The following is a 25329-nucleotide window of genomic DNA, read 5'->3' as shown; positions in this document are numbered from 1 at the left end:
GAACGGATCACGAACAAACGGGGTGAACACCATGCACGGCGGCGGAGGATTCAGCGGGGGCGGCCACCACGGGGGTGGATTCAGCGGGCACCATCACAGCGGTGGGTTGGGCCACCACGGCCACCACGGCAACCACCACCATCACACCGGGGATTCGCAGGGCTTCGTCTGGATCCCCGGCCTCCGGCGTCGTGGTTCTTCAGGCCATTCCACGGGAGTGGATCCCAAGCGCGTGACACTGGCCTTCGGTGTGGTGCTGGCCGTGTGCATCGTTGTGGGGCTGCTGACGGCCCACTAGCTGAGCCCTGTCGCGGAGGTGGCCGTGCTAGGCGACCTTGGGGCCGCAGCGCATGCCGATGTAGACGCAGGCCGTGCCGTCCTCCAGTGTGGAGAAGACCACGGGCATATAGTCCTCGCTGAACGCCGCGCCCACCCCGGTACCCGCGAAGACCGTTTCCGTCACCGGGACCAGGTCTATTTCCAGGGGCTCGGAGAAGTCCTTCATGCCGTCGACGAACTCGTACACCGCGTGGCCCGCACCGTCCCGCTCGGTCACGGTGATGACCACGCCCTCGCGCCGGTACGTGCCGACGAACGGTGCGAAGTCGACCACGGGCGGCTGGGCCGGCGGGGCGAAGGGCTCCGGCATCGTCACCCCGGCCAACTCGGCGAGGAGTTCCCGGTAGAGCGCCGCGTACAGCTCGCGCGCACCGCCGCCGTTGGTGAGCAGTGCGACCGCGACACCCGCCGACGGCACCACACGCAGATAGCCGTACTGCCCGATCGAGGCGCCGTCGTGTCCGTATCCCCGGACACCGTTCCAGTCGTACAGCGTCCAACCGAGGCCCCAACCGTCCGCACTGACGGTCCACTTGTCGGGGGAGTCGACCACGCGCTGCTGCATCAGTGCGACCGTCTCCTCGGAGAGCACGCGCGTGCCGTCCTGCGCCACACCGCCGTTGAGGTGCATCTGCGCGAGCCGCGCGACGTCCCCGGCCGTGGCGATGACCCTGCCGTACGGGCCCGCCGAGCGCGGCATCAGGTCCCAGGACGGTGCGGGGTCCGGGTCCTGACCCGCCTCGCCGAGGTGCCCCATCGCCGCGCGGAACCGTAGCGCCTCCTCGGGAAGCGTCATCGTGTGGGTGAGGCCGAGCGGGGTGAGGAGCAGGTCCTTGAGGGCCTCGTCCCAGACCTGGCCCGTGACCACCTCGATGATCCGGCCGAGCACGTTGTACCCGATGCCGCTGTAGGAAATCGCGGTGCCGGGCGGGCAGTCGAGCGCCACGTCCTTGGCGGCCTCGACGTACTTGGCGAGGCAGTCGTCGCCGCGCCCGCTGTCGTAGGTGAAGTCGCAGGTGAGACCGCTTGTGTGGCTGAGCAGTTGGCGCGTGGTGATGGTCCTGGTCGCCTCGGGGTCGGCGACCGAGAACTCCGGCAGCACGTCCACGACCGGTGCGTCCAGGTCCAGTCGGCCTGAATCGACGAGCCGCATGATCAGGGTGGAGGTGTAGATCTTGGCGATCGAGCCCATCTGGTAGACCGAGTCGGTCGTCGCCGTGACGCCCGTGCCGCGGTGGAGCACGCCGCTGGCCAACTCGTGGACGGTCCCGTCCACCAGGATCGCGAGAGAAGCGGCCGGAACGTGGTGCTCGGCGCGCAGTGCGTCGAGACGGCTCTGCCAGTGGGCGAGGTCCAGCTTCTTGCCCGCCGAATTCCTGGCCCCCCAGCCGCCCTTGGCCTCCCAGTTGCCCTGCTCGTCCCAGCTCACGTTCTCGGACATGTCAGCTCCCCTTCGATGCGTACGACGTTCTCTCGATGTGAACACTGTACGCACGACGTAACGCTGTACGCAAGGTGCGTACAGCGTGCGCTAACGTGAGGGGTGATGGGCGTGGGACGACGCGGGACGAACAGGGACGAGGGCCGCATGCCGAACGACGAGAAGCCGACCACCTCGGTGTGGACCCGGCCGCGCCCCCGGCAGCGGGAACACCTGACCCGCGAGCAGATCGTCGCCGAAGCGATCCGTCTGCTGGACGCGGAGGGCGTCGAGGAGCTCAGCATGCGCAAGCTCGGCACCCGCTTGGGGACGGCTGCCACCTCCTTGTACCGGCACGTGGCCAACAAGGACGAGCTGATCGAGCTGGTCGTGGACGACGTCTACGGCGAACCGGACGTACCGACGGTCGTCGACGGGACCCGGTGGCGGGCGGCCGTCACCCACACCGCCACCGAGCTGCGGGCAATGACCCTGCGCCACCCGTGGATCGCCCCCGCACTGGGCCAGGTCGGCCTCGTCCACATCGGCCCGAACGCCATGCGGATGTCGTCGGCGCTGCTCGCGCAGTTCGAGGCGGCGGGCTTCCCCGCGGACGAGATGGACCAGGCCATGGCCACGCTCATGGCGTACGTCATCGGGATCGCGACCGCCGAGGCCGCGTACCTCTCGCTGATCGCCCGCAGCGGCCAGACCGAGCAGGAGTGGGTGGCGGGCCTGCGACCGGCCTTCGACGAGGCCACTCGGGAGCACCCCCGGCTGCGCGCGGGAAGCTCCGCCCAGCAGGACGTGCATCCGCAGCGGATCCGTGACGACAACTTCGCGTACGGGCTCGACCGGGTCCTCGATGGTCTGGCGGCGCGACTCACGCCCTAGTTGTTGCGGTTGCAGTAACCAGGACGTGTCCCATAGGCCGAGTCGGCGTCAAGGGCCGCCACCGTCACTACTTCGACGACAGGACGATGACGGACTCTCGGAACCTCAACCTCCGGGGTTCTTCACCATCAGGACGATGAACACGATCAAGAGCAACGCCACACGGCCCAGGCCCTTCAGAACGCGGTGAGCCTCTTGGCCCGGCGCCTTCCTCCGCGCTGCGGCGCGCCGCGCGTCGTTACGGGGTACCTGGCGCACTCCGGCAGACACGGCTCAAGCCGCGCCCACCCGCCGGCGCACGGACCACCACGCCACCGGCTGGGCCCGGAACGAGTCAGACATGGCGGGTCAGCCGCACGACTCGTCGGCCACGCCCCGGTCCGCACCGCGCCGTAGTCCCTGGGCCGCGCCGGCGACCGCGAGTGCCGTTGTGACCAGCAAGGCGCTGACCCCGAGGGGCGCGCGGTAGTCGAGGCCGACGGTGAGGGGGAGGCCGCCGAGCCAGGGCCCGAGCGCGCCGCCGACATTGAAGGCGGCGGTGGCAAAGCCGCCGGCCAGGGTGGGGGCGTCGGCCGCCGTGTAGAGGACCTGAGAGATCAGTGTGGAGCCGACGGCGAAGGAGAGGGTGCCCTGGACAAGGGTGAGCGCGGCCGTCGCCGCCGGGACGGTGGCCGTGAGAGCGAACACGGCCCAGCCGACGAGTAGGGCCGGCCCGCCGGTGACGAGCAGGGCAAGCGGCCGCGCGTCGGCGAATCGGCCGCCGAGCGTGACGCCGAGAAACGAGCCCAGACCGAAGAGCGCCAGCACGGCGGGCACCCAGGCCGGGGCGAGGCCGGTGACGGTGGTGACCAGCGGGGCGAGATAGGTGTAGGCGCAGAAGGTAGCGCCGTTGACCAGAGCGCCCAGGGCCAGGGTGACGAGGAGGCGCGGGTTACGCAACGAGCGCAGTTCCGCACGGGCACCCGCCGCCAAGGAAGAGGCGCAAGGGGAAGAAGACGGGGAACTGAGGGAGGGGACGGAGGAGGCGGTGGGGGTGGCGGTGCGGGGGGAGGGGAGGGAGCGGAGGAGGGCGATCAGGGGCGGCAGGGACACGAGGGCCACGGCCCAGAACGCCGAGCGCCAGCCCCACAGTTGACCGAGCCAGGCGCCGGCCGGGACGCCCACGATGCAGGCGAGGGTGACGCCGCCCAGCAGGACGGAGGTGGCGCGGCCCTTGGTGTCCGGCGTGGCCATACCGGCCGCGGTCGCCACCGCCACCGCCAGGAACCCGGCGTTGGCCAATGCCGCCCCTACCCGGGTGACCAGCAGAAGCGCGAAGCTGGTGGTGACCGCGCCGACGACGTGAACGATCAGGAAAGCGGCCAGGAAGGTCAGCAGCGCGCGACGGCGTGGCCAGCGCAGGCTCAGGACAGCCATCAGCGGGGCGCCGATGACCATTCCGATGGCGAATGCCGAGGTCAGGGCGCCCGCGGTGGGGATGGACACATGGAGGTCATGGGCGATGTCCCAGACCAGGCCGGACAGCATGAACTCGGAGGTGCCCTGGGCGAACACCGCCAGGGCGAGCACATGGACGGTGAAGGGCACAGCACGGACGAAAGACATGGCGAGACTCCAAGACTCCGCAGCCACGGGAGGGACCGGTGAAAAGCGATCGGCTGATGCGATCGGCACGGCGGTCGGTGATCCGGCGGCGGCAGGTGCGCGGGCGCGCAGACGCAGGCATGGGGGCACTGCGGCGCGACGGCGCAGGAAGGCAGGCCACCGGACAACCGGTGGCTAGCGTCTTGAGGCCTCGGGGGTGGACACGGACGCACGGTAATCAGCCGGGCGCCGCCACGTCCACGGATTTACGACCCGGTTCACGGCCCGGCGGCAGACCGCCGAGCGCCACCAGGCCGCACAGCGGCACCGGACCACCCGGCGCCACAAGACCACCCCGCGCTACCCACCCAGCGCCAACCACCTCCCGCGCAGCGGGATCCGCCTCGCGCTGAGCGGCGCGTGGGCAACCAAATCCGCCCGGCCGGGGTTCCACTGAGTGAACGAACCGAGGCACGGAACCACCCCGGGTCGTGCGGTCGATCGGCCATGGTCGGCAAGTAAGGTCCCGAAGCGACGGGACGTCTACGGCCGATGCGCCCGAGGGTTCGTCAGAACCCTTACCACGGACGGCTTTTCGTGCGGCCATGAAGGGAACGCAAGTCATGTCGAGTGTTCACACCGAGGTCAGGCCCGGCGTCCATACGGCCGGGCCGGCCTCCCTGCACGCGGGGCTGGTACGGCGGAATCCCGGGGAGCCGGAATTCCACCAGGCCACCCTGGAGGTGCTGGAGACGCTGGCCCCGGTGCTGGCGGCCCGTCCCGAGTTCGTCGAGGCGAGGGTGCTGGAGCGGCTCTGCGAGCCGGAGCGCCAGATCATCTTCCGGGTGCCCTGGCAGGACGATTCCGGAGCGATTCACATCAACCGCGGCTTCCGCGTGGAGTTCAACAGCGCGCTCGGCCCGTACAAGGGGGGTCTGCGCTTCCATGCGTCGGTGAATCTGGGGATCGTGAAGTTCCTCGGCTTCGAGCAGATCTTCAAGAATTCCCTCACCGGTCTGAACATCGGCGGCGGCAAGGGCGGCAGCGACTTCGATCCGCACGGCAAGTCGGACGCCGAGGTGATGCGGTTCTGCCAGTCGTTCATGACCGAGTTGCACCGCCATCTCGGCGAGCACACCGATGTCCCGGCGGGCGACATCGGCGTCGGGGGCCGGGAGATCGGCTATCTCTTCGGCCAGTACCGGCGGATCACCAACCGCTGGGAGGCCGGCGTCCTGACCGGCAAGGGCCTCCAGTGGGGCGGCTCCAGGGCCCGTACGGAAGCCACCGGTTACGGCAATGTGCTCTTCACCCAGGAGATGCTCAAGCGGCGCGGCGAGGAGCTCGACGGGCAGCAGGTCGTGGTCTCCGGTTCCGGCAATGTCGCGATCCATACGATCGAGAAGGCGCAGGCGCTCGGCGCGCAGGTGCTGACCTGTTCCGACTCGGGCGGCTATGTCGTCGACGAGAAGGGCATCGACCTGGCCCTGCTCAGGCAGATCAAGGAGGTCGAGCGCGGGCGGGTCGGCGAGTACGCCGAGCGGCGCGGGCTGTCGGCCACTTATGTGCCCGGCGGACGGGTCTGGGACGTCGCCTGCGATGTGGCCCTGCCGTCGGCGACCCAGAACGAGCTGGACGCCGACGCCGCCCGGATCCTGATCCGTCATGGCGTCAAGGCGGTCTCCGAGGGCGCGAACATGCCGACGGCCCCGGAGGCGGTGGCGCTGCTGAAGGAGGCGGGCGTGGCCTTCGGGCCGGGGAAGGCGGCCAACGCCGGCGGGGTGGCGACCAGCGCGCTGGAGATGCGGCAGAACTCCTCCCGTGAGGCGTGGACATTCGAGCGGACCGAGGCGGAGCTTGCGGCCATCATGCGGGGGATCCATGACACCTGTGCCGAGACGGCGGAGCGGTTCGGAAGGCCCGGCGACTATGTCGCGGGCGCGAACATCGCCGGATTCGAACGAGTCGCGGAGGCGATGCTGGACCAGGGCCTGATCTGATGCCCGACCAGGGCCTGACCTGATGCCCGACCGGGGCCGGACCCGATGCGGGACCGGGGCCTGACCGGGGCCTGGACCGTACCCGTCGGGGCGAGACCGTCGGACCCGACCCGACCCGCCCCGCCCACCCGCGCCCCGGTCCGTATCGTGGCTCCATGAACATCTGCGTCTTCTGCTCCGCCGCCGACCTGGACGACCGCTATGTCGTCCCGGCCCGCCGGTTCGCCGAGCTGATCGGCAAGGGCGGCCATGCGCTGGTCTGGGGCGGCTCGGACGCCGGGCTGATGAAGGTCATGGCCGACGGCGTGCGCGGGGCCGGCGGGAAGCTGATCGGGATCTCGGTGGAGTTCCTGGAGCACGCGGCGTACGAGGGCGCTGACGAGATGGTCGTCACCAAGGACCTCGCCGAGCGCAAGGCGCAGCTGCTGGCGCGCGCCGACGCGATCGTCATCATGGTCGGCGGTACGGGCACCCTGGACGAGGCCACCGAGATTCTGGAGCTGCGCAAGCACGGACTGCACACCAAACCGGTGGTGCTGCTGAACACCGCTGGTTTCTATGACGGGTTGAAGGAGCAGTTCCTGCGGATGGAGGCGGAGGGATTCCTGCCGCTGCCGCTCGCCGAGCTGGTCTTCTTCGCGGAGGACGGTGTGGGCGCGCTCGCGTACCTGGAGGAGCAGGCGGGCATTCAGGGCTGACCGCACCGGCCCCTCCCGTACCAGCCCTCCCGCACCGGCCCTCTGGGCCTTTCCGCACGGGCCCTGCCCGGCCCTCGTTAGGATCGCCCCATGGGTACGCATGTGATCACGGGCGCAGGGTCGGGCATCGGAGCGGCGGTCGCGAGGCGGCTCGCGGAGCGCGGGGAGGACCTGTGGCTGCTGGCGCGGGACGCCGTACGGGCCAAGGAGCTGGCCGGGCAGTTCCCCGGTGCCCGCACGTTCGTCGGTGACCTCGCCAACCCCGAGAAGCTCGCCTGGGCCTTCGGCCACCAGCCGCTGCCGGACCGTATCGACTCCCTCCAGCACATCGCGGGCGTCGTGGAGCTGGGCGCGGTCGGCGACCTGCCGGCCAAGGCGTGGCAGCGTCAGCTCGCCGTCAACCTGGTCGCACCGGCCGAGATCACCCGGCTGCTGCTGCCGATGGTGCGGATCGCCAAGGGGCATGTGGTCTTCGTCAACTCCGGTGCGGGCCTCAACGCGCATGCCCAGTGGGGCGGGTACGCCGCCAGCAAGCACGGCCTCAAGGCGCTGGCCGATTCGCTGCGGGCGGAGGAGCACGGCAACGGCGTGCGGGTGACGTCGGTCTACCCGGGGCGTACGGCGACGCCCATGCAGGGCAGCGTCCACCAGCAGGAGGGCAAGGAGTACGACCCGTCCCGGTGGATCGACCCGGAGTCGGTGGCGTCGACCATCCTCACCGCCATCGATCTGCCGCGGGACGCGGAGATCAACGACGTATCGGTGCGGCCGGGCCGCTGAATCCCTTGGCCAAACCGCCCCATCCCTTGGCCAAACCGCCCCGGCCCGCTTTCCCACCGCCCGGCGTACGCTGCACGGGTGACCAAAGATGCGAAGGCGACCGCGGCGGCGGGGTGCGGGTTCCGGGAGATCCGGGGGCTCGTCACGGAACTGGGCCGCCGGCTGGATGCCCATCAGCGCAGCCGGATCGCCGAGCTGGATCTGACGCCGACGCAGGCCAAGGCGCTGGAGGAGCTCGGCGAGCCGCGGACCGCGCGGGAGCTGGCCGGGATGCTGTGCTGTGAGCCGCCCAATGTCACCTATGTCATCTCCAAGCTGGAGAAGCAGGGCATGGTGGAGCGCCGGCCGCATCCGCAGGACCGGCGGGCCAAGCAGCTCGTACTGACCGAGGCGGGGCGGGAGTTGCGGCTGGATCTGCTGCGGCGGATGGGTACGGAATCGCCGCTGGATCACCTCTCGCATGAGGAGCGGTTCGCGTTGCGCGAGGGTCTGCTGAAGGCGCTGGGGCGGGACGGCGCGGCGTAGCCCCCGATGGTGGAAGTGGGAGCCCCGGGATGTCCCCGGGGCTCCTTTCGTATGCGTTCGGTAAAGTTATAGCTGTAATCATTGCGCTGCCAATAGGTACAGCTTTAACTAAATCCATGATCACTCAGACAGCGGTGCCGCACGTGACGTCGAGTGCGGCACGCCCCGCAACGCGCCCCCCGGCGCAGCCCCGCGGCGGGCTCCAACTCCTCGTCCTGGCACTCGGGTTCGTGATGGCGAGCCTGGACACCGGCATCATGAACGTCGCCGCGAACGACCTGCGGGCCCGGCTCGGCCTGACCATGTCGGGCCTGACCTGGGTCGTCGACGGCTATGTGCTGGCCTTCGCCGCGCTGCTGCTGCTCGCCGGGTCGCTGGCCAAGCGGTACGGGGCCCGCCGGATCTATCTGATCGGGCTCGCGGTGTTCACCGGCGCGTCCCTGCTGGGGGCCGCCGCGCCGGACGGCGGCGCCCTGGTGGCGGCCCGCTTCGCCCAAGGGGCGGGCGCGGCGCTGTTCATGCCCAGTTCGCTGTCCCTGCTGATGAACGCGTTCCCCGAGCCGGCCCGCCGGGCGAAGATCCTCGGTATCTGGTCGGCGATCGTCTCGACGTCCATCGGGCTGGCCCCGTCCCTCGGCGGCCTCCTGGTCGGCACCCTCGGCTGGCGCAGCATCTTCCTGGTCAACCTCCCCATCGGCCTCGTCGCGCTGCTGCTCACCCCGCGCGTCATCGCGGCCGTACCGGGGCGCGGCTCCGCGCTCGGCGCCGGCGGGCACGTCCTGGGGCTGCTGGCGCTCGGCTCGCTCAGCTACGGGCTCATCGAGGGGCCCGCCAAGGGCTGGACCTCGGCCGCGGTCCTGGCGGCGTTCGCGGTGACCGTGCCGGCCGCGGCCGGATTCGCCGTACGGGAACGCCGGGCGCGCACCGCGATCCTGCCCGTCGCACTCTTCGCGGACGGCCGCTTCGCCGCCGCCAACGCCATCGGCTTCCTCTTCAACTTCGCTTTCTACGGGGCGCTGTTCGTCCTGGGGCTCTTCCTCCAGACCGCGCGCGGCGCCGGTCCGGTCGCGGCGGGACTCCAGATGTTGCCGGCCGTCCTGATCATCCCGCTCGGCAACATGCTCTACGCGCGGTTCGGTCCGCGCCTGGGCAACCGGGCGGCCCTCGCCGGCTCCCTTGCGCTGGCCGCGGTGGGCTATGCCGTCCTCTTCCTGATCCTGTCCCCGGCCCTGCCGTACGGGGTGATCGCGGTGGTCCTCGCCGTCACCAACATCGGCAGCGGGATCGCCTCCCCGGCGATGACCGGCGTCCTGATGGCCGCCGCGGGCCGAGAGCACGCCGATATCGCCGGTGCGACCCTGAACGCCAACCGCCAGGTGGGCTCCCTCGTCGGCATCGCCGGGATGGGTGCGGTCCTCACCGCGGCGGGCGGCGGCCACCAGGGCGCGACCGTCGCGTTCGGCCTGACCGCCCTCGCCCTGGCGGCCGCGGCGGTCATCGGGTGGGTGGGGGTGCGCGGGCGGGCGTGAGCGCCCCCGGCGCCGCCGCATACCCTCTCCGGGTGAGTACGAACAGCACGCACAAGTGGGCCGCGGGCGTGGCGACCGGCATCGGGTCGATGCCGGGCGGCGATGCGCGGGAAGCGGCCAAGACCGTCACCGGGTCGCTGGAGTCCTTCCCGTATCTGCCGGAGCTGCCGGCCCGGGGGCCCGGCGCCGACATGATCGGCCGGACCATCGGGATGCTGGTCGAGGTCTGGGCCCATGTGGAGCCCAGCGGCTGGCGGATCAGCGACCGGCCGGGGCGCGACACCCGGCGCGCCCGCGCCTGGCTGGGCGAGGACCTCGACGCCCTGGAGGAGTTCACCCAGGGGTACCAGGGGCCGCTGAAGGTCTCGGCGGTCGGGCCCTGGACCCTGGCGGCCGCCCTGGAACTGCGGGGCGGCGAGGCCGCGCTGAGCGACGCCGGGGCCTGCCGGGACCTGGCGGCGTCGCTCGCCGAGGGGCTGCGCGGGCATCTGGCGGACGTACGGCGGCGGGTGCCCGGCGCCGAGGTGGTGCTCCAGCTGGACGAGCCGTCGCTGACCGCGGTGCTCCAGGGGCGGGTGAAGACCGCCAGCGGCTACCGCACCCACCGGGCCGTGGACCGGGCGGTGGTCGAGGGCGCGCTGCGCGATCTCGTCGCGGTGGCGGACGGCGGGCCCGTGGTCGTCCACTCGTGCGCGCCCCAGGTGCCGTTCGGGCTGCTGAGGCGGGCCGGGGTCGCGGGCGTCTCGTTCGATTTCTCGCTGCTCACCGAGCGTGAGGAGGAGGCGATCGGGGAGGCCGTCGAGGGCGGTACGGCGCTGTTCGCGGGCGTGGTGCCGGGCGTGGACGGTCCATTGTCAGACCCTGCCGGTAGCGTCATGGGTGTCAGGACGCTGTGGCGCAGGCTGGGGCTGACACCGGGGATTCTCGCCGAGTCCGTGGTCGTCACTCCCTCGTGCGGACTGGCGGGCGCTTCGCCCGCATATGCCCGTACGGCCCTCGCCCACTGTGTCCGGGCGGCGAGATCGCTCGCAGACAACCCTGAGTGACCGCACTCACGGACCACGGGAGGACAAGACGGTGGCTGGCGAACAGCACGCAGCGGTATCCGATGTGCCCGCAGCGGCGCGGGAGCAGCATGCGCAGCTCGCTGAGCAGATCGAGGAGCACCGCTTCCGGTATTACGTGAAGGACGCCCCGGTCATCAGCGACGCGGAGTTCGACAAGCTGCTGCGCTCCCTGGAGGCCCTGGAGGACGAGCATCCGGCGCTGCGCACCCCGGATTCCCCGACGCAGAAGGTGGCCGGCCCCTACGCCACGGAGTTCACCGAGGTCGCGCACCGTGAGCGGATGCTCTCCCTGGACAACGCCTTCGACAACGACGAGTTGGCGGCCTGGGCCGAGCGGATCGCGACCGAGCTGGGCGGCGATCCCAAGAGCGCCGGCTACCACTTCCTGTGCGAGCTGAAGGTCGACGGCCTCGCCGTCAATCTCACCTACGAGCACGGCCGCCTCACCCGCGCCGCCACCCGGGGCGACGGCCGCACCGGCGAGGACATCACCCCCAACGTCCGCACCATCGCCGAGATCCCGCACCGCCTGGCGGGCGGGCGGATCCCCGAGCTGGTCGAGGTCCGCGGCGAGGTCTACTTCCCGATGGAGAAGTTCCTAGAGCTCAACGAACGCCTGGTGGCCGACGGCAAACCGCCGTTCGCCAACCCCCGTAACGCCGCGGCCGGTTCGCTGCGCCAGAAGGACCCCAAGGTCACCGCGACCCGCCCGCTGCACATGGTCGTGCACGGCGTCGGCGCCCGCGAGGGCTTCGCCATCGACCGTCAGTCGCAGGCCTACGACCTGCTGCACGAATGGGGTCTGCCGACGGCGGCGCACGCCCAGGTGGTCGACTCCCTGGAGGCGGTGCGCGCGTTCATCGCCCACTACGGCGACCCCGTCACCCGCCGCACGGCCGTCGAGCACGAGATCGACGGCGTGGTCGTCAAGCTGGACGAGACCCGGCTCCAGGGCCGCCTCGGCTCCACGGCGCGCGCGCCGCGCTGGGCGATCGCCTGGAAGTATCCGCCGGAGGAGGTCAACACCAAGCTGGTCGACATCAAGGTGGGGGTCGGCCGCACCGGCCGCGTGACGCCGTACGCACAGGTGGAACCGATCACCGTCGCCGGCTCCGAGGTCGAGTTCGCCACGCTGCACAACCAGGAGGTCGTCAAGGCCAAGGGCGTGCTCATCGGGGACACCGTGGTGCTGCGCAAGGCCGGTGACGTGATCCCGGAGATCCTCGGCCCGGTCGTCGACCTGCGGGACGGCAGCGAGCGCGAGTTCGTGATGCCCGCCGAATGCCCCGAGTGCGGTACGCCGCTGCGGGCCATGAAGGAGGGCGATATCGACCTGCGCTGCCCGAACGCGCGTACCTGTCCTGCCCAGTTGAGGGAGCGGGTCTCCTATCTGGCCGGCCGGGAGTGCCTGGACATCGAGAACTTCGGCGAGGTCGCCGCCGCGGCGCTCACCGGACCGCTGGAGCCCGCCACCCCTCCGCTGGCCGACGAGGGCGACCTGTTCGACCTGACCATCGAGGACCTGCTGCCCATCAAGGCGTACGTCCTCGACAAGGACAGCGGACTGCCCAAGCGCGACCCCAAGACGGGCAACGAGAAGGTCGTCACGGTCTTCGCCAACCAGAAGGGCGAACCGAAGAAGAACGCCCTCGCGATGCTGGAGAACATCGCGAAGGCCAAGGACAGGCCCCTGGCCCGGATCATCAACGGCCTGTCGATCCGTCATGTCGGCCCGGTCGCCGCCCAGGCCCTCGCCCGTGAATTCCGTTCCCTGGAACGGATCGAGCAGGCCACCGAGGAGGAGCTGGCCAACACCGAGGGCGTCGGGCCGACGATCGCGGCCGCGCTCAAGGAATGGTTCGCCGAGGAATGGCACCAGCAGATCATCGAGAAGTGGCGGGCGTCCGGCGTCCGGATGGAGGAGGAGCAAACGGGTGAGGAAGGCCCGCGTCCGCTCGAAGGCGTCACCGTCGTGGTGACGGGCACACTTCAGTCACACACCAGAGATGGCGCGAAAGAATCCCTCCAGACTCTCGGAGCGAAGGTGACCGGTTCCGTTTCGAAGAAGACCGGTTTCGTAGTGGTGGGGGATAACCCGGGTTCGAAGTACGACAAGGCCATGCAGCTGAAGGTGCCTGTCCTGGACGAGGACGGCTTCGCGGTGCTGCTGGAAAGGGGTCCCGAGGCGGCACGGGCGGTAGCGGTCACTCCGCCTGAGGGGGAGTGAGAATTCACCCAGCTGGCGCATACCAGATTGGCCAGGGACGCCAGGTCGCATTCGGGCAACCGCTGCGGATAGCTGCCCGTTGTGGCCCTGGGCGGCCTACTGTTGATGGTGTGCGCCTGCCGTGGCGCGGGCTCAGCCGGCTGTGAGAGGGATCGGAATGAAACCGACCGACAGCGCCGCTCCGGCGTCGCGGCTCCAGCGGTTCGCCGTGCCCGCGCTGCCCGCGACCATTCTGGCCGCGGCGGGCCTGGCGCTCGCCGCGGGCGTCGTCCACACCCTCGGCGACGGCGATGCGCTCTTTCCGGGAGGACCCGTCGGCTGGTCGCTGGCGATCCTCACCGGCATCATCGTCGGCCATCTCGTCGCCCTGGGCCGCGACCGCTGGTGGGGCGGCACGGGCTCGGGCGCCGCCCTCGCCCTCGCCGTCCTGCTCCTGTACGGCTGGGTGCCCGCCACCCTGGTCAGCCTCGCCGTCGTCGTCCTGGTGGGCGCCGCCCGCAGACACCGCTGGCGCCAGGCCGTCCTGCACGGCGCCGTCGACGTCCTCGGCATCGGCGCCGCCGCCCTGGGCCTGGCGTTCTTCGGCATCGACGCCTCCGTCCACCACCCCTGGACCCCGCAGGACTGGGACCTGGCCGTCCTGCCCGAAGTCCTCACCGCCGCCGGGGTCTATCTCGTCGTCAGCCGCGCCCTGCTGTGGTTGACGCTGGCCCCGCGCACCGGCCAGCTGCGCACCGTCGCCCGTACGGCCGTGGCGCGCCAGGTCCTCGTCGGCATCGCGCTGCTGGGCATCTCCCCGCTGATCGCCGTCTGCGCCGTCCACGCGCCGCTGCTGCTGCCGCTGTTCGCCGTCCCGCTCATCGCGCTGGACTCCACCTTGTGGATCGCCCGCGCCCGCGCCGAGGAGCAGCTGCGCGATCCGCTCACCGGACTGCCCAACCGCCAGTGGCTGCTGGAGCGCACCTGGAGCGCGCTGGACGACGCCGAGCGGGTCGGCGCCCGTTCCGCCCTGGTCCTGATCGACCTCGACCGTTTCCGTTCCGTCAACGACACCCTCGGCCATCTCGCCGGCGACCGCCTGCTGCTCCAGATCGCCGACCGGCTGCGGCACGCCCTGCCGCGCGGCGCCGAGGCGGCCCGCCTCGGCGGCGACGAATTCGCCGTCCTCCTGCCCACCACCGACTCCCTCACCAGCTCCCAGCGGGTGGCGCGCAACCTCGTCGCCGCCCTGGGCTCCCCGCTCGATCTCGACGGTCTGACCCTCGTCCTGGAAGCCAGCGCGGGGGTCGCCGTCTTCCCCGACCACGCCCTGGACGCCGAAGGGCTGCTGCGCCGCGCCGATGTGGCGATGTACCAGGCCAAGCGCGACCGCAGCGGCGTCGAGCTCTACGAGGCCAAGCGCGACGGCAACACCCCCGACCGGCTCGGCCTGCTGGGCGATCTGCGCCGCGCCCTGGACGCCGGCGACGTCGAACTGCACTACCAGCCCAAGGTCGGCTTCGACGGGCATGTGGCCGGGCTGGAGGCGCTGGTCCGCTGGGTACACCCGGACCGCGGCAGAGTCCCGCCGGACGAGTTCATCGCCATCGCCGAGTCCTCCGGGCTGATGCCGCGGCTGACGGAATACGTCCTGGAGACGGCCCTGGCCCAGGTGGCGCGCTGGCGCGCGATGGGACTGGAGGTGCCGGTCGCGGTCAATGTCTCCCCACGCGATGTGCACTCGCCCGGCTTCGCCGGCGCCGTCGCCGCCCGCCTGGCCCGACATCGCGTCCCACCGGGCGCCCTGCAACTGGAGATAACCGAACACGTCCTCCTGGAGGATCCGCAGCGCGCCGCCGACACCCTCGCCGGGCTCACCGCCCACGGCGTGAAGATGTCCCTCGACGACTTCGGTACCGGCTACTCCTCCCTCGTCCATCTGCGCCGCCTCCCGGTCAGCGAGCTCAAGATCGACCGTTCCTTCGTGGCCCGGCTGGCGGTGGACAACGAGGACGCCGAGATCGTGCGCTGCACGCTCGACCTCGCCCACTCCCTGGGCCTGCTGGTCGTCGCCGAGGGCGTCGAGGACGACGAGACCTGGGAGCGGCTGCGCGACCTGGGCTGCGACGCCGTACAGGGCTGGCTGGTGGCCGCCGCGATGCCACCGGACGAGACCACGGCTTGGTTGCGGGCCCGCGGCGAGCGCGGCTGGCAGCGCGAATCGGAGACGGCCGCCCTGCCGGCGGCGGAGAAGGCAGCCCCAAGCCCTTCGGGACAGGTCCTGAACTGACGACCCGGCCATCGGCCGTCCCGTGTCCCCGCTCCGAGGAAACATCGCCCGACCGGTCACCGCAGCCCTCGTCCGACCAGCCACCGCAGACCCCCGAGGACGCCCCCGCGCCCCCGGACACCCCGCCCCAGGACCCGCCCGGCGGATCCGGCACGCCCGCATCCGGGGCGCCCGGCCCCGGCACCGCCCCCGGACCCACCGCCCCCGGCCCCGCCACCGCCCCAGAGGCCGAGGACCCGCAGCCCGACTAGCCCGCACCGCCCCGCACCGCCCGTACCGCCCCGCTCCGTCCCGCACCCTCCTGCACCGCTTCGCGGAATGCGTTTCGGCCCGGTGTTCCGCACGCCATAGGATTGGGCCGGAAAACGTTCACAGGAGGTACGGAACACGGGAGCACTCGCCCGCACACTCCGTCATGCTCCGCCGGGAACACCCGCCCAGAAAACTCCGCCCAGAACACCAGAGGATCGCTGCATGCCTGGCATCACGCGCGAGGAGGTCGCCCACCTCGCCCGGCTGGCACGTCTGGAGCTGCAGGACGAAGAGCTCGACCACTTCGCCACGCAGCTCGACGACATCATCGGCGCGGTCGCCCGCGTCTCCGAGGTCGCCGACCAAGACGTTCCGCCGACCTCCCACCCGCTGCCGCTGACCAACGTCATGCGCCCGGACGAGGTCCGTCCGTCGCTGACCCCCGAGCAGGCGCTCTCCGGCGCCCCGGCCCAGGAGCAGCAGCGTTTCAAGGTGCCGCAGATCCTGGGCGAGGAGTGACCGACATGGCAGACCTGATCAAGCTCACCGCCGCCGAGATCGCGGCGAAGATCGCCTCCGGCGAGCTCACCGCCGTCGAGGTGACCGAGGCCCACCTGGCCCGCATCGAGGCCGTCGACGAGAAGGTGCACGCCTTCCTCCACATCGACCGCGAGGGCGCGCTGGCCCAGGCCCGCGCCGTGGACGAGAAGAAGGCCCGCGGCGAGAAGCTCGGCCCGCTGGCCGGCGTCCCGCTCGCGCTCAAGGACATCTTCACCACCCAGGGCGTGCCGACCACCGTCGGCTCCAAGATCCTCGAAGGCTGGCTGCCGCCGTACGACGCGACGGTGACCAAGAGGCTCAAGGACGCCGACGTCGTCATCCTCGGCAAGACCAACATGGACGAGTTCGCCATGGGGTCCTCCACCGAGAACAGCGCCTACGGCCCGACCGGCAACCCCTGGGACCTGACCAAGATCCCCGGCGGTTCGGGCGGCGGATCGAGCGCCGCGCTGGCCTCCTTCCAGGCCCCGCTCGCCATCGGCACGGACACCGGCGGCTCCATCCGCCAGCCCGCCGCCGTCACCGGCACCGTCGGCGTCAAGCCCACCTACGGCGGCGTCTCCCGCTACGGCATGGTCGCCTTCTCGTCCTCCCTCGACCAGGGCGGCCCCTGCGCCCGTACGGTCCTGGACGCGGCGCTGCTCCACGAGGCCATCGCCGGGCACGACCCGCTGGACTCCACCTCCATCGACGCGCCCGTCCCGCAGGTCGTCGAGGCGGCCCGCAACGGCAGCGTCGAGGGCATGCGCGTCGGCGTCGTCAAGCAGTTCCGCGGCGAGGGCTACCAGGCCGGTGTCCTCCAGCGCTTCGACGAGTCGGTCGCGCTGATGAAGGAGCTGGGCGCCGAGATCGTCGAACTGGACTGCCCGTCCTTCGACCTGGCGCTCGCGGCGTACTACCTGATCGCGCCGTCCGAGTGCTCCTCCAACCTCGCCCGCTTCGACGCCATGCGCTACGGCCTGCGGGTCGGCGACGACGGCACGAAGTCCGCCGAGGACGTCACCGCCCTGACCCGCGAGGCCGGCTTCGGCCCCGAGGTCAAGCGCCGCATCATGCTCGGTACGTACGCGCTCAGCTCCGGCTACTACGACGCGTACTACGGCAGCGCGCAGAAGGTCCGCACGCTGATCACCCGCGACTTCGAGAAGGCCTTTGAGCAGGTCGACGTGATCGTCTCCCCGACGACGCCGACCACCGCCTTCCCGATCGGTGAGCGTGCCGACGACCCGATGGCGATGTACCTCGCCGATGTGTGCACGCTCCCGATCAACCTTGCGGGCAACGCCGCCATGTCGCTGCCGTGCGGTCTGGCACCCGAGGACGGCCTGCCGGTCGGCCTCCAGATCGTCGCCCCCGCCATGAAGGACGACCGGCTCTACAAGGTCGGTGCCGCGGTCGAGGCCGCGTTCGCCGCCAAGTGGGGTCACCCGCTGCTCGAGGAGGCACCAGCACTGTGAGTGGAAAGCTTGCGAAGGCCAAGGGCTTCAAGAAGTCCAGGCCCGGCACGTACCTGTCCATCGGCACCACGCTGTTCGGCGCGGTGAGCATCGTCAAGCAGGCGAAGAAGGCCAAGACGGAGCAGGACACGCTCCAGATGATCGACGCCGTCGTCTCCGCCGCCGCCATCGTCACCGGTGTCGCCCTGCTCGTCCGCGAACTGCGCCGTCTCAACGACGACGACGTCCTCGCGGGCTGACCGGCGCCGGACTGAGAGGTTAGTTTCACCGTGACTGTCACCGACCTGGTGTCGTACGAGGACGCGCTGGCCGCCTACGACCCCGTCATGGGGCTCGAGGTGCACGTCGAACTCGGCACCAAGACCAAGATGTTCTGCGGGTGCTCGACCGCCCTGGGCGCCGACGCCAACTCGCAGACCTGCCCCACCTGCCTGGGCCTGCCCGGCTCGCTGCCGGTCGTCAACGCGACCGGCGTCGAGTCCGCCATCAAGATCGGCCTGGCCCTGAACTGCTCCATCGCCGAATGGTGCCGCTTCGCCCGGAAGAACTACTTCTATCCGGACATGCCGAAGAACTTCCAGACCTCCCAGTACGACGAGCCGATCGCCTTCGACGGCTACCTCGACGTACAGCTGGAGGACGGCGAGGTCTTCCGCGTCGAGATCGAGCGCGCCCACATGGAGGAGGACACCGGCAAGTCGACGCACGTCGGCGGCGCCACCGGCCGCATCCACGGCGCCCGGCACTCCCTCCTGGACTACAACCGCGCCGGCATCCCGCTCATCGAGATCGTCACCAAGCCCATCGAGGGCGCGGGCGAGCGGGCCCCCGAGGTCGCCAAGGCGTACGTCGCCGAGCTGCGCGAGCTCATCAAGGCGCTCGACGTCTCCGAGGCCCGCATGGAGCAGGGCCAGATGCGCTGCGACGTGAACCTCTCGCTGCGCCCCAACGGCACCGAGAAGTTCGGCACCCGTTCGGAGACCAAGAACGTCAACTCGCTGCGCTCCGTTGAGCGCGCGGTCCGCTTCGAGGTCCAGCGGCACGCCGCGGTGCTCTCCTCCGGCGGCACGATCCTCCAGGAGACCCGCCACTTCCACGAGGAGGACGGCTCCACGACCTCCGGCCGGATCAAGGAAGAGGCCGAGGACTACCGCTACTTCCCCGAGCCGGACCTGGTGCCGGTGGCCCCCTCCCGCGAGTGGGTCGAGGAACTGCGGGCGACCCTGCCCGAGCTGCCGCGGGTCCGCCGCAACCGCCTCCGCGAGGAGTGGGGGATCAGCGAGCACGACATGCAGTCCATCCTCAACGCCGGCGCGGTCGACCTGATCGTCGCCACCGTCGAGGCCGGTGCGGATGCCGCCGCGGCCCGTAAGTGGTGGATGGGCGAGCTGGCCCGCCGCGCCAACGAGGACGGCGTGGACCTGGTTGCCCTGCCGATCACCCCCGCCCAGGTCGCCCGGGTCACCGCCCTGGTCGCCGACGGCTCGCTCAACGACAAGCTGGCCCGCCAGACCATCGAGGGCGTCCTGGCCGGCGAGGGCGACCCGGACACCGTCGTCGACAAGCGCGGCCTGAAGGTCGTCTCCGACGAGGGCGCCCTGGGCACCGCCGTCGACGAGGCCATCGCCGCCAACGCCGCCATCGCCGACAAGATCCGCGGCGGCAAGGTGGCCGCGGCCGGTGCGCTGGTCGGCGCGGTCATGAAGGCCACGCGCGGCCAGGCGGACGCGGCGCGCGTGCGCGAGCTGATCCTGGAGAAGCTGGGCGTCGAGGGCTGACCCTCTTCCCCGTTGCCTCTTGCGCTGAGCGGCCGTCCCTCCTCGGAGGGGCGGCCGCTTCGGCGTACGGGAATGCCGCGGCCGCGGCCGACGCTGTGCCAGTCGTACGGATCTTCATCCCTGGGACAGTGGAGGAACGGTGCAGCAGCACGCTCTCGCTTTGCAGATCGGCCGGGTCGGCGTCTGGCACGGCGCACTCGGCCGGGCCTCGGCCGCCACGGCACGCCAAGCCGCCGCCGAGATCGAGCAGTTGGGCTACGGGGCGCTGTGGTTCGGCGAGGCGCAGTCCACCAAGGAGGCGTTCAGCCACGCCGGTCTGCTCCTGGCGGCCACCGAGCGGATCACCGTCGCCACGGGGATCGCCAACATCTGGGTACGGGACGCCACGGCGATGAACGCCGCCGCGCACACCCTGGCCGAGGCGTACGACGGCCGCTTCCTGCTCGGCCTCGGGGCCAGCCACGCCCCGCAGGTGAACGGACGCGGCCATACGTACACCAAGCCGCTCGCCGCGATGCGGGACTATCTCGATGCGATGGACGCGGCCCCGTACGACGCCCCCGTGGGCGAGCGGCCGTTCGCCCGGGTCCTGGCGGCGCTCGGCCCCAAGATGCTGGAACTGGCCGCCGAACGGGCCGCGGGCGTGCACCCGTACTTCGTGACCCCGGAGCACACCGCCAAGGCCCGCGAGACCCTCGGCGAGGGTCCGCTGCTCGCCCCCGAACAGGCCGTCCTGCTGGAGCCCGACCCGGCGGCCGCCCGTGCGCTGGCCCGGGAACACCACCTCGGCTTCTACCTCGCCCTGCCCAACTACGTGAACAGCTTGCGCCGACTCGGCTTCGAGGACGACGACTTCACCGGCGGCGGCAGCGACCGGCTGGTCGACGCGATCGTGGCCTGGGGTGACGCGGACGCGATCCGGCGACGGGTCCAGGAACACCACGATGCGGGCGCCGACCACGTGGCTATCCAGCCGGTGGCAGCGGACCGCGGCCTGGGCCTTGACCAACTGCGGGAGCTTGCACCGGCGTTGCTAGAGGGGTGACGGGCGCCCTCAGCCGACCACATCCGCGACGAAGGCGGCCCAGGCGGCGGCGCTCACGTTGAGCGCCGGGCCGCCGGGGGTCTTGGAGTCGCGGACGTGGACGGTGGCGTGGGGGGAGGCGGCGACCTCGATGCAGTCGCCCCCCTCGCTACCGCTGTAGCTGGACTTGCGCCAGTCGTAGGCGACTTCGATGCAGTTGCCGCCCTCGTCACCGCTGTAGCTGGACTTGAACCAGGCCAGGTTGCCGATTGCTGGGCTGCTCATGCCTCTCCTGCCAGTTGGTCAAGCAGTCTGATGCTGTCCTCGGGGGTGAGGGCCTGCGAGCGCAGCATCCCATATTTGAGTTGGAGGAGACTCACCTCCTCGGGGTCATCCACGAGGAAGCTCACTAGCTGGCCTTCGATATAGGCCAGTTGACCGTGATCCGGAGTTTCCAGCAGCACCAGGGGTCCGTTTAGCCCTGCGTGGTTCGTGCGGGAAGTCGGCATGATCTGGAACCCGACAAAGGGCAACTCTGCGCACCGTCGCAGATGCCTGATCTGCTGCCGCAACACCTCCGGGCTGCCGATCGGCCGGTGCAGGATCACCTCCTCCACGACGAAGTGCAAGACAGGCTGCGGATCACGCTGCAACAGCTGCTGTCGATCGAGGCGACCGGAGAGCCGGTCGGTGGCCTCGTCCTTGCTGATGGGCGGGAACAGGCACGAGAACACGGCCCGTGCGTAGTCCTCGGTCTGCAAAAGACCTGGCATGACGTGGTTCTCGTACGACAGCAGCGACAGCGCCTCCGCTTCGTACTCGACGAAGTCCTGCACGAAGGCGGGAAAACGCTCCTTGTCCGGCACGTTCGACACCGCAACCGCCAACACCCCTTTCGTGTCGAGGAGTTCATCGAGCGTCTCGGCCAGATCGATCTTCAGAGGTCTACGCCCCTGCTCGATCGAGCCAATGGTGTCCTCGTGCAGGCCCACCGCCTCGGCCAGCGCCGGTTGTGTCAGCCGGGCCGCCCTCCGGAAGTGACTCATCTGGGCTCCGATCACATGCCAGGACGTGATCCGCTTCGGTTTGCTCACCGGGTGCATGCGCGTTGCCTTCCCCCCGTCGCGACTGCCTGATGCGGCGTGAGGTCGTACAACGAATCTGTACGACTTCACGCTGTGGCTCAGTCTAGTAACGCACTGTGACAGTGACGTCATGCAAAGGGAGATTCAGGCCGTCCGGGTCCGTACCGCCGCCTACCGGCGCGAGCGCCGGTCCGTGCGGCTGGCCAGGGAGTTCGCCCGCAGTGCGCTCGCCGAGTGGGGCGTGCGGCGACGGGGGGACGACGTCGTGCTCTGCGTGAGCGAACTGGCGACCAATGCCGTGCTGCATGGTGTGCCTCCGGGGCGTGGCTACCGGCTGTGGCTGGCGCTGGGGGCGGAGGACGGAGTGCTGCGCGTCGAGGTGCACGACAGCGGTGACGGGGAGCCGAGGGTGCCGGAGCGGGGCGGTGCGGCCGACGAGGAGTCCGGGCGGGGGCTGTGGCTGGTGTCCGTGCTCGCGGACAAGTGGGGGGTCGACGAGCGTCGGCCGGGGAAGATCGTGTGGTGCGAGTGGTGGCCGGAAAGTGGCGAAAAGTTCGTTACGGCATGAAATAAAGGCAGTTCGCACGCGCGGCCGCTTTGTGGGGAAGTCCACAAAGCGGCCTATGGATCTTTTCGGGCTGCCACCCTGCACCACGGCATGCCCGCCGGAACCTGGCGGTCCGCCCGTACCCGTATATCCGCGCGCTCGGCACCACCCGTCACCCGGGAGTTATCGACGCCCAACCCGGGAAGCAGACGACGAAGTCCGTGACCGCTCTGGCTCGGTGGTGCCTGAGGCACCGCATCGTGGTGATCGTCCTCTGGCTCGCCGCCTTCGCGGGGGTTGCCACCGCGGCAGGGTCGATGGGCTCGGCGTACTCGACCGACTACGAGGTCCCGGGGACCGAGTCCGGGCAGGCCGCGGCCCTGCTGACGAAGGCGTTCCCCGGGCAGTCCGGGGACAGCGACACCCTCGTGTGGCACACGGATACGGGGTCGGTGCGGGCCAAGGCCGTCAAGAAGCGGATGACGCATGCGCTGCGGGAGGTCGCCCGGCTGCCGGGCGTCTCCGAGGTGCACGGCCCCTACGGGCGCACGGCCGACGCGGCGCACCATGAGCGGCAGATCAGCGCGGACGGGCACACCGCCTACGCCTCCCTCGTCTTCGACCGGCCGACGGACGAGCTGCACGCGGGCCAGGTCAAGAAGGTGGTGGAGACGGCGCAGGCCGCCGCACGGGACGGGCTCCACGTGGAGCTGGGCGGCGCCGGGATCGCGCTGACCGAGGCGCCCCGTGCGCAGCTGCCGGAAGTCATCGGGCTGGGGGTGGCGGCCGTGGTGCTCTTCCTCGCCTTCGGCTCGTTCGCCGCGACCCTTCTTCCGATCGTCACCGCGCTGGTCGCCGTCGGCACCGCCTCGGCCGGGATCAGCCTGCTCGGCCATGCCATGACCGTCGCCGACTTCGCCCCCATGCTGGGCATGCTCATCGGCCTCGGCGTCGGCATCGACTATGCGCTGTTCATCGTCACCCGCCACCGGAGGGGCCTGCGGGCGGGACTGTCCGTCGAGGAGGCCGCCGAGCGTGCCGTCTCGGTGTCCGGGCGGGCGGTCGTCTTCGCCGGTGCCACGGTGTGTATCGCGCTGCTGGGCATGCTGGTCCTGCGGCTGGGCTTCCTCAACGGTGTCGCCCTCGCCGCCTCGCTCACCGTCGTCCTGACCGTCGCCGCCTCCGTCACCCTGCTGCCCGCGCTGCTCGGGCTGATCAAGATGCGGGCGCTCGGCCGCCGCGAGCGCCGTCGGCTGGCCGAGGAGGGGCCGCGGCCCGAAGAGCCCGCCGGCCTCGCCGTGCGCTGGTCCTCCTTCGTCGAACGGCACCCCAAACTGCTGGGCCTGATCGCGGCCGTCGTCATGGCCGTCCTCGCGCTGCCCACCCTGGGGCTGCATCTGGGCACCTCCGACCAGGGCAACAATCCGGCCACGTCGACGACCCGTAAGGCATACGACCTCCTGGCGCGCGGCGGGCCAGGGGACGGCCACGGCGGCGGCTTCGGGCCCGGTTTCAACGGCCCGCTCACCCTCGTCGGCAGCCTGGACGGCCCCGAGGACCGGATCGCCTTCGAGAAGCTGCCGCACCGGCTGCGCGAGACCCCCGGCGTCGCCCAGGCCGGCGCTCCCGAGTTCGACGGCAGCCGCAGCACCGGCGTGATCACCGTGGTACCGGACGGCTCCCCGCAGTCCCGGCAGACCTCCGACCTGGTGCAGCGGCTGCGCGGCAAGGTCCTGCCGCGCGCCGAGGCGGGCACGACGATGAGGGTGCACATCGGCGGCATCACCGCGAGCTACGACGACTTCGCCTCCGTCATCATCGGCAAACTGCCGCTGTTCGTCGGCACCGTCATCGCGCTCGGCTCGCTCCTCCTGTTGCTGGCCTTCCGCAGCATCGGCATCCCGCTCAAGGCCGCCCTGATGAACGTCGCGGCCGTCGCCTCGTCCTTCGGGATCGTCGTCGCGGTCTTCCAGTGGGGGTGGGGGAGCGAGCTGCTGGGGCTGGGCAGCGCCGGGCCGATCGAGCCGTTCCTGCCGGTGATCATGGTCTCGGTGCTCTTCGGGCTGTCCATGGACTACCAGGTCTTCCTGGTGTCCCGGATGTACGAGGAATGGCAGCTCACCGGTGACAACCGGCGGGCCGTACGGGTCGGCCTGGCCGAAACCAGCCGGGTGATCAACTCCGCGGCGGTCATCATGATCGCGGTGTTCGCGGCGTTCATCCTCAGCGGCGACCGGATCATCGCGATGTTCGGCATCGGGCTGGCCTCGGCCGTCGCCCTGGACGCCTTCGTACTCCGTACGCTGCTGGTCCCCGCCCTGATGCACATGCTCGGCGGCGCCAACTGGTGGCTGCCCTCCTGGCTGGAGCGCCGGCTGCCCCGGCTCAGTATCGAACCGCCTGTGGAGGAGCATCCGCCGGTCACCCTGCCCGGTCCGCGGGACGGGGAGAGTCCGCTGGTCAGGGCGTAGGGCGGGGACCGGCCCGCGCCCCGGGCCGCGGCTCCCGCCGGACGCTCTCAGCTGCGCTCATCCGACGCTCTCATCTGACTCTCAGACGCGGCACCTACGGTCGCGCCCATGGGAACGAGGACCACGGACACCACGGCCACGGACACGACGACCCCGGAGGCGGAGGCCCCGGACAAGACGACCCCGGAGGCGAAGGCTCCGGATGTGACGGCCCCGGACACGACGAGCAAGGACGCGACGGCCCCGGACGACGCGGCGGCCACGGACGATGCGGCTGCCACGGACCTCATGGAGGGCCTGCCCGAGGAGGACGCACCCGGGTCCGCCAACGGCGTCGCCACCGGTGCCGGGGCCGTGGTGGCCGCGGGGCTGGGCCTCGCCTCCGTCACCGGGACCTGGCTGGGCACCCTGATGGCCGAGCGGCAGACCCTGCTGGGCCAGATCAAGCTCCAGACGGGCAAGACGAGCGACCAGATCGCCGCCGTTTACGGCACCCCCTGGCACACCACCGCCCTGGTCAACGGCGTCTTCGCGGCGCTCGGCATGCTCGTGGCCGCGGTCACGCTGACCCGGGCGCGCGCCACCTGGGCACGGGCCCTGGCCTGGGGCGGACTGGCCCTCGGCGTGCTCGGCCTCCTCATCGCGGCGGGCATGTACCTCGACCTGTTCGCGGCCATGCCGAGCATGCCCAGCACGCCCCAGCCCGGCGGGCAGCCCCCGATGGGGCACTGAGGCGTACGGCGCCGGTTCCTGAGTTCCTTACGGACGGATCCGGCGGTTTCTAAGGCCCCTACGAGGCGTCCCGCGGGTTTCTAAGGCCCC

At 70.9% G+C, this 25329-nt stretch carries 21 protein-coding genes; 17 read left to right on the top strand and 4 right to left on the bottom strand.

The window, feature by feature from the left end:
- Nucleotides 1–325: 325 nt before the first annotated feature.
- A complete protein-coding gene (locus SNA_RS31835) occupies nucleotides 326–1780 on the bottom strand; it encodes a serine hydrolase domain-containing protein (RefSeq protein ID WP_030072821.1) in 1455 nt (484 codons plus the stop codon).
- Between the two features lie 147 nt (nucleotides 1781–1927).
- Here SNA_RS31835 and SNA_RS31830 point away from each other — a divergent pair, with 147 nt between their 5' ends.
- Nucleotides 1928–2653, top strand: a complete 726-nt coding sequence (locus SNA_RS31830) for a TetR/AcrR family transcriptional regulator (RefSeq protein ID WP_044367917.1) — start codon at nucleotides 1928–1930, stop codon at nucleotides 2651–2653.
- A gap of 348 nt (nucleotides 2654–3001) precedes the next feature.
- Here the strand turns inward: SNA_RS31830 and SNA_RS31825 are convergent, their stop codons facing one another.
- Nucleotides 3002–4240, bottom strand: coding sequence for a Cmx/CmrA family chloramphenicol efflux MFS transporter (locus tag SNA_RS31825; RefSeq protein WP_030063992.1), 1239 nt, complete (start codon nucleotides 4238–4240; stop codon nucleotides 3002–3004).
- Nucleotides 4241–4860: 620 nt separating this feature from the next.
- On the opposite strand from SNA_RS31825, the gene gdhA reads away from it, so the two are divergent.
- The 13 genes from gdhA to SNA_RS31760 all read left to right on the top strand — a co-directional run bounded on the left by gdhA (nucleotide 4861) and on the right by SNA_RS31760 (nucleotide 20425).
- A complete protein-coding gene (gene gdhA / locus SNA_RS31820; protein ID WP_030063993.1) occupies nucleotides 4861–6237 on the top strand; it encodes an NADP-specific glutamate dehydrogenase in 1377 nt (458 codons plus the stop codon).
- Nucleotides 6238–6392: 155 nt separating this feature from the next.
- Nucleotides 6393–6935 carry an LOG family protein gene (locus SNA_RS31815; protein WP_030063994.1) on the top strand — a complete coding sequence of 181 codons (543 nt, stop codon included), beginning with the start codon at nucleotides 6393–6395 and terminating at the stop codon, nucleotides 6933–6935.
- Between the two features lie 90 nt (nucleotides 6936–7025).
- A complete protein-coding gene (locus tag SNA_RS31810; protein WP_030063995.1) occupies nucleotides 7026–7715 on the top strand; it encodes an SDR family oxidoreductase in 690 nt (229 codons plus the stop codon).
- A 78-nt stretch (nucleotides 7716–7793) separates the two neighbouring features.
- Nucleotides 7794–8240 carry a MarR family winged helix-turn-helix transcriptional regulator gene (locus SNA_RS31805; protein ID WP_030063996.1) on the top strand — a complete coding sequence of 149 codons (447 nt, stop codon included), beginning with the start codon at nucleotides 7794–7796 and terminating at the stop codon, nucleotides 8238–8240.
- A gap of 116 nt (nucleotides 8241–8356) precedes the next feature.
- Nucleotides 8357–9769 (top strand): MFS transporter, encoded by a 1413-nt coding sequence (locus SNA_RS31800; RefSeq protein ID WP_030063997.1) that lies wholly within the window; start codon nucleotides 8357–8359, stop codon nucleotides 9767–9769.
- 32 nt (nucleotides 9770–9801) lie between these two features.
- Nucleotides 9802–10815, top strand: a complete 1014-nt coding sequence (locus SNA_RS31795; RefSeq protein ID WP_044368302.1) for a methionine synthase — start codon at nucleotides 9802–9804, stop codon at nucleotides 10813–10815.
- Nucleotides 10816–10846: 31 nt separating this feature from the next.
- Nucleotides 10847–13063 carry an NAD-dependent DNA ligase LigA gene (gene ligA, locus SNA_RS31790; protein WP_030063998.1) on the top strand — a complete coding sequence of 739 codons (2217 nt, stop codon included), beginning with the start codon at nucleotides 10847–10849 and terminating at the stop codon, nucleotides 13061–13063.
- A 157-nt stretch (nucleotides 13064–13220) separates the two neighbouring features.
- Nucleotides 13221–15332, top strand: coding sequence for a putative bifunctional diguanylate cyclase/phosphodiesterase (locus tag SNA_RS31785; protein WP_044367915.1), 2112 nt, complete (start codon nucleotides 13221–13223; stop codon nucleotides 15330–15332).
- 474 nt (nucleotides 15333–15806) lie between these two features.
- On the top strand, nucleotides 15807–16103 hold the full coding sequence (gene gatC / locus SNA_RS31780) for an Asp-tRNA(Asn)/Glu-tRNA(Gln) amidotransferase subunit GatC (protein ID WP_030063999.1): 297 nt from the start codon (nucleotides 15807–15809) through the stop codon (nucleotides 16101–16103).
- A gap of 5 nt (nucleotides 16104–16108) precedes the next feature.
- Nucleotides 16109–17602 carry an Asp-tRNA(Asn)/Glu-tRNA(Gln) amidotransferase subunit GatA gene (gene gatA, locus SNA_RS31775; RefSeq protein ID WP_044367914.1) on the top strand — a complete coding sequence of 498 codons (1494 nt, stop codon included), beginning with the start codon at nucleotides 16109–16111 and terminating at the stop codon, nucleotides 17600–17602.
- Nucleotides 17599–17841 (top strand): hypothetical protein, encoded by a 243-nt coding sequence (locus SNA_RS31770; protein WP_030064002.1) that lies wholly within the window; start codon nucleotides 17599–17601, stop codon nucleotides 17839–17841. Before gatA ends, SNA_RS31770 begins: the two co-directional genes overlap by 4 nt.
- Before the next feature lie 30 nt (nucleotides 17842–17871).
- Nucleotides 17872–19380 (top strand): Asp-tRNA(Asn)/Glu-tRNA(Gln) amidotransferase subunit GatB, encoded by a 1509-nt coding sequence (gene gatB / locus SNA_RS31765; RefSeq protein ID WP_030064003.1) that lies wholly within the window; start codon nucleotides 17872–17874, stop codon nucleotides 19378–19380.
- A gap of 139 nt (nucleotides 19381–19519) precedes the next feature.
- Nucleotides 19520–20425 carry an LLM class F420-dependent oxidoreductase gene (locus SNA_RS31760; protein ID WP_030064004.1) on the top strand — a complete coding sequence of 302 codons (906 nt, stop codon included), beginning with the start codon at nucleotides 19520–19522 and terminating at the stop codon, nucleotides 20423–20425.
- A 9-nt stretch (nucleotides 20426–20434) separates the two neighbouring features.
- On the opposite strand, the gene SNA_RS31755 is transcribed toward SNA_RS31760, so the two are convergent.
- Nucleotides 20435–20689 carry a DUF397 domain-containing protein gene (locus tag SNA_RS31755; RefSeq protein WP_030064005.1) on the bottom strand — a complete coding sequence of 85 codons (255 nt, stop codon included), beginning with the start codon at nucleotides 20687–20689 and terminating at the stop codon, nucleotides 20435–20437.
- On the bottom strand, nucleotides 20686–21507 hold the full coding sequence (locus SNA_RS31750; protein ID WP_044367912.1) for a helix-turn-helix domain-containing protein: 822 nt from the start codon (nucleotides 21505–21507) through the stop codon (nucleotides 20686–20688). The genes SNA_RS31755 and SNA_RS31750 overlap by 4 nt, the downstream gene beginning before the upstream one ends.
- Before the next feature lie 112 nt (nucleotides 21508–21619).
- Between SNA_RS31750 and SNA_RS31745 the strand changes: the two genes are divergently transcribed.
- The 3 genes from SNA_RS31745 to SNA_RS31735 all read left to right on the top strand — a co-directional run bounded on the left by SNA_RS31745 (nucleotide 21620) and on the right by SNA_RS31735 (nucleotide 25239).
- The gene (locus SNA_RS31745) at nucleotides 21620–22057 is read left to right on the top strand and encodes an ATP-binding protein (protein WP_030064007.1); all 438 of its coding nucleotides are present in this window, start codon (nucleotides 21620–21622) and stop codon (nucleotides 22055–22057) included.
- A gap of 200 nt (nucleotides 22058–22257) precedes the next feature.
- Entirely contained in the window at nucleotides 22258–24507 is a 2250-nt protein-coding gene (locus tag SNA_RS31740) for an MMPL family transporter (protein WP_044367911.1), read from the top strand.
- A 108-nt stretch (nucleotides 24508–24615) separates the two neighbouring features.
- Nucleotides 24616–25239 carry a hypothetical protein gene (locus SNA_RS31735; protein WP_037788757.1) on the top strand — a complete coding sequence of 208 codons (624 nt, stop codon included), beginning with the start codon at nucleotides 24616–24618 and terminating at the stop codon, nucleotides 25237–25239.
- Nucleotides 25240–25329: the final 90 nt, after the last annotated feature.

The sequence above is a fragment of the Streptomyces natalensis ATCC 27448 genome, assembly GCF_000935125.1.
GTDB lineage: Bacteria > Actinomycetota > Actinomycetes > Streptomycetales > Streptomycetaceae > Streptomyces > Streptomyces natalensis.
Note: the sequence above shows the minus strand (reverse complement) of the source record. Positions and strands in the feature narration are given on the sequence as shown.

Bases quoted from the DNA above. Each gene is read 5' to 3' on its own strand.
- gdhA (WP_030063993.1), top strand. From the start codon at position 4,861: ATGTCGAGTGTTCACACCGAGGTCAGGCCCGGCGTCCATACGGCCGGG.
- gatC (WP_030063999.1), top strand. From the start codon at position 15,807: ATGCCTGGCATCACGCGCGAGGAGGTCGCCCACCTCGCCCGGCTGGCA.
- SNA_RS31815 (WP_030063994.1), top strand. From the start codon at position 6,393: ATGAACATCTGCGTCTTCTGCTCCGCCGCCGACCTGGACGACCGCTAT.
- SNA_RS31830 (WP_044367917.1), top strand. From the start codon at position 1,928: ATGCCGAACGACGAGAAGCCGACCACCTCGGTGTGGACCCGGCCGCGC.
- SNA_RS31835 (WP_030072821.1), bottom strand. From the start codon at position 1,780: ATGTCCGAGAACGTGAGCTGGGACGAGCAGGGCAACTGGGAGGCCAAG.
- SNA_RS31785 (WP_044367915.1), top strand. From the start codon at position 13,221: ATGAAACCGACCGACAGCGCCGCTCCGGCGTCGCGGCTCCAGCGGTTC.
- SNA_RS31750 (WP_044367912.1), bottom strand. From the start codon at position 21,507: ATGCACCCGGTGAGCAAACCGAAGCGGATCACGTCCTGGCATGTGATC.
- SNA_RS31755 (WP_030064005.1), bottom strand. From the start codon at position 20,689: ATGAGCAGCCCAGCAATCGGCAACCTGGCCTGGTTCAAGTCCAGCTAC.
- SNA_RS31735 (WP_037788757.1), top strand. From the start codon at position 24,616: ATGGGAACGAGGACCACGGACACCACGGCCACGGACACGACGACCCCG.
- SNA_RS31745 (WP_030064007.1), top strand. From the start codon at position 21,620: ATGCAAAGGGAGATTCAGGCCGTCCGGGTCCGTACCGCCGCCTACCGG.
- SNA_RS31810 (WP_030063995.1), top strand. From the start codon at position 7,026: ATGGGTACGCATGTGATCACGGGCGCAGGGTCGGGCATCGGAGCGGCG.
- SNA_RS31800 (WP_030063997.1), top strand. From the start codon at position 8,357: ATGATCACTCAGACAGCGGTGCCGCACGTGACGTCGAGTGCGGCACGC.
- gatA (WP_044367914.1), top strand. From the start codon at position 16,109: ATGGCAGACCTGATCAAGCTCACCGCCGCCGAGATCGCGGCGAAGATC.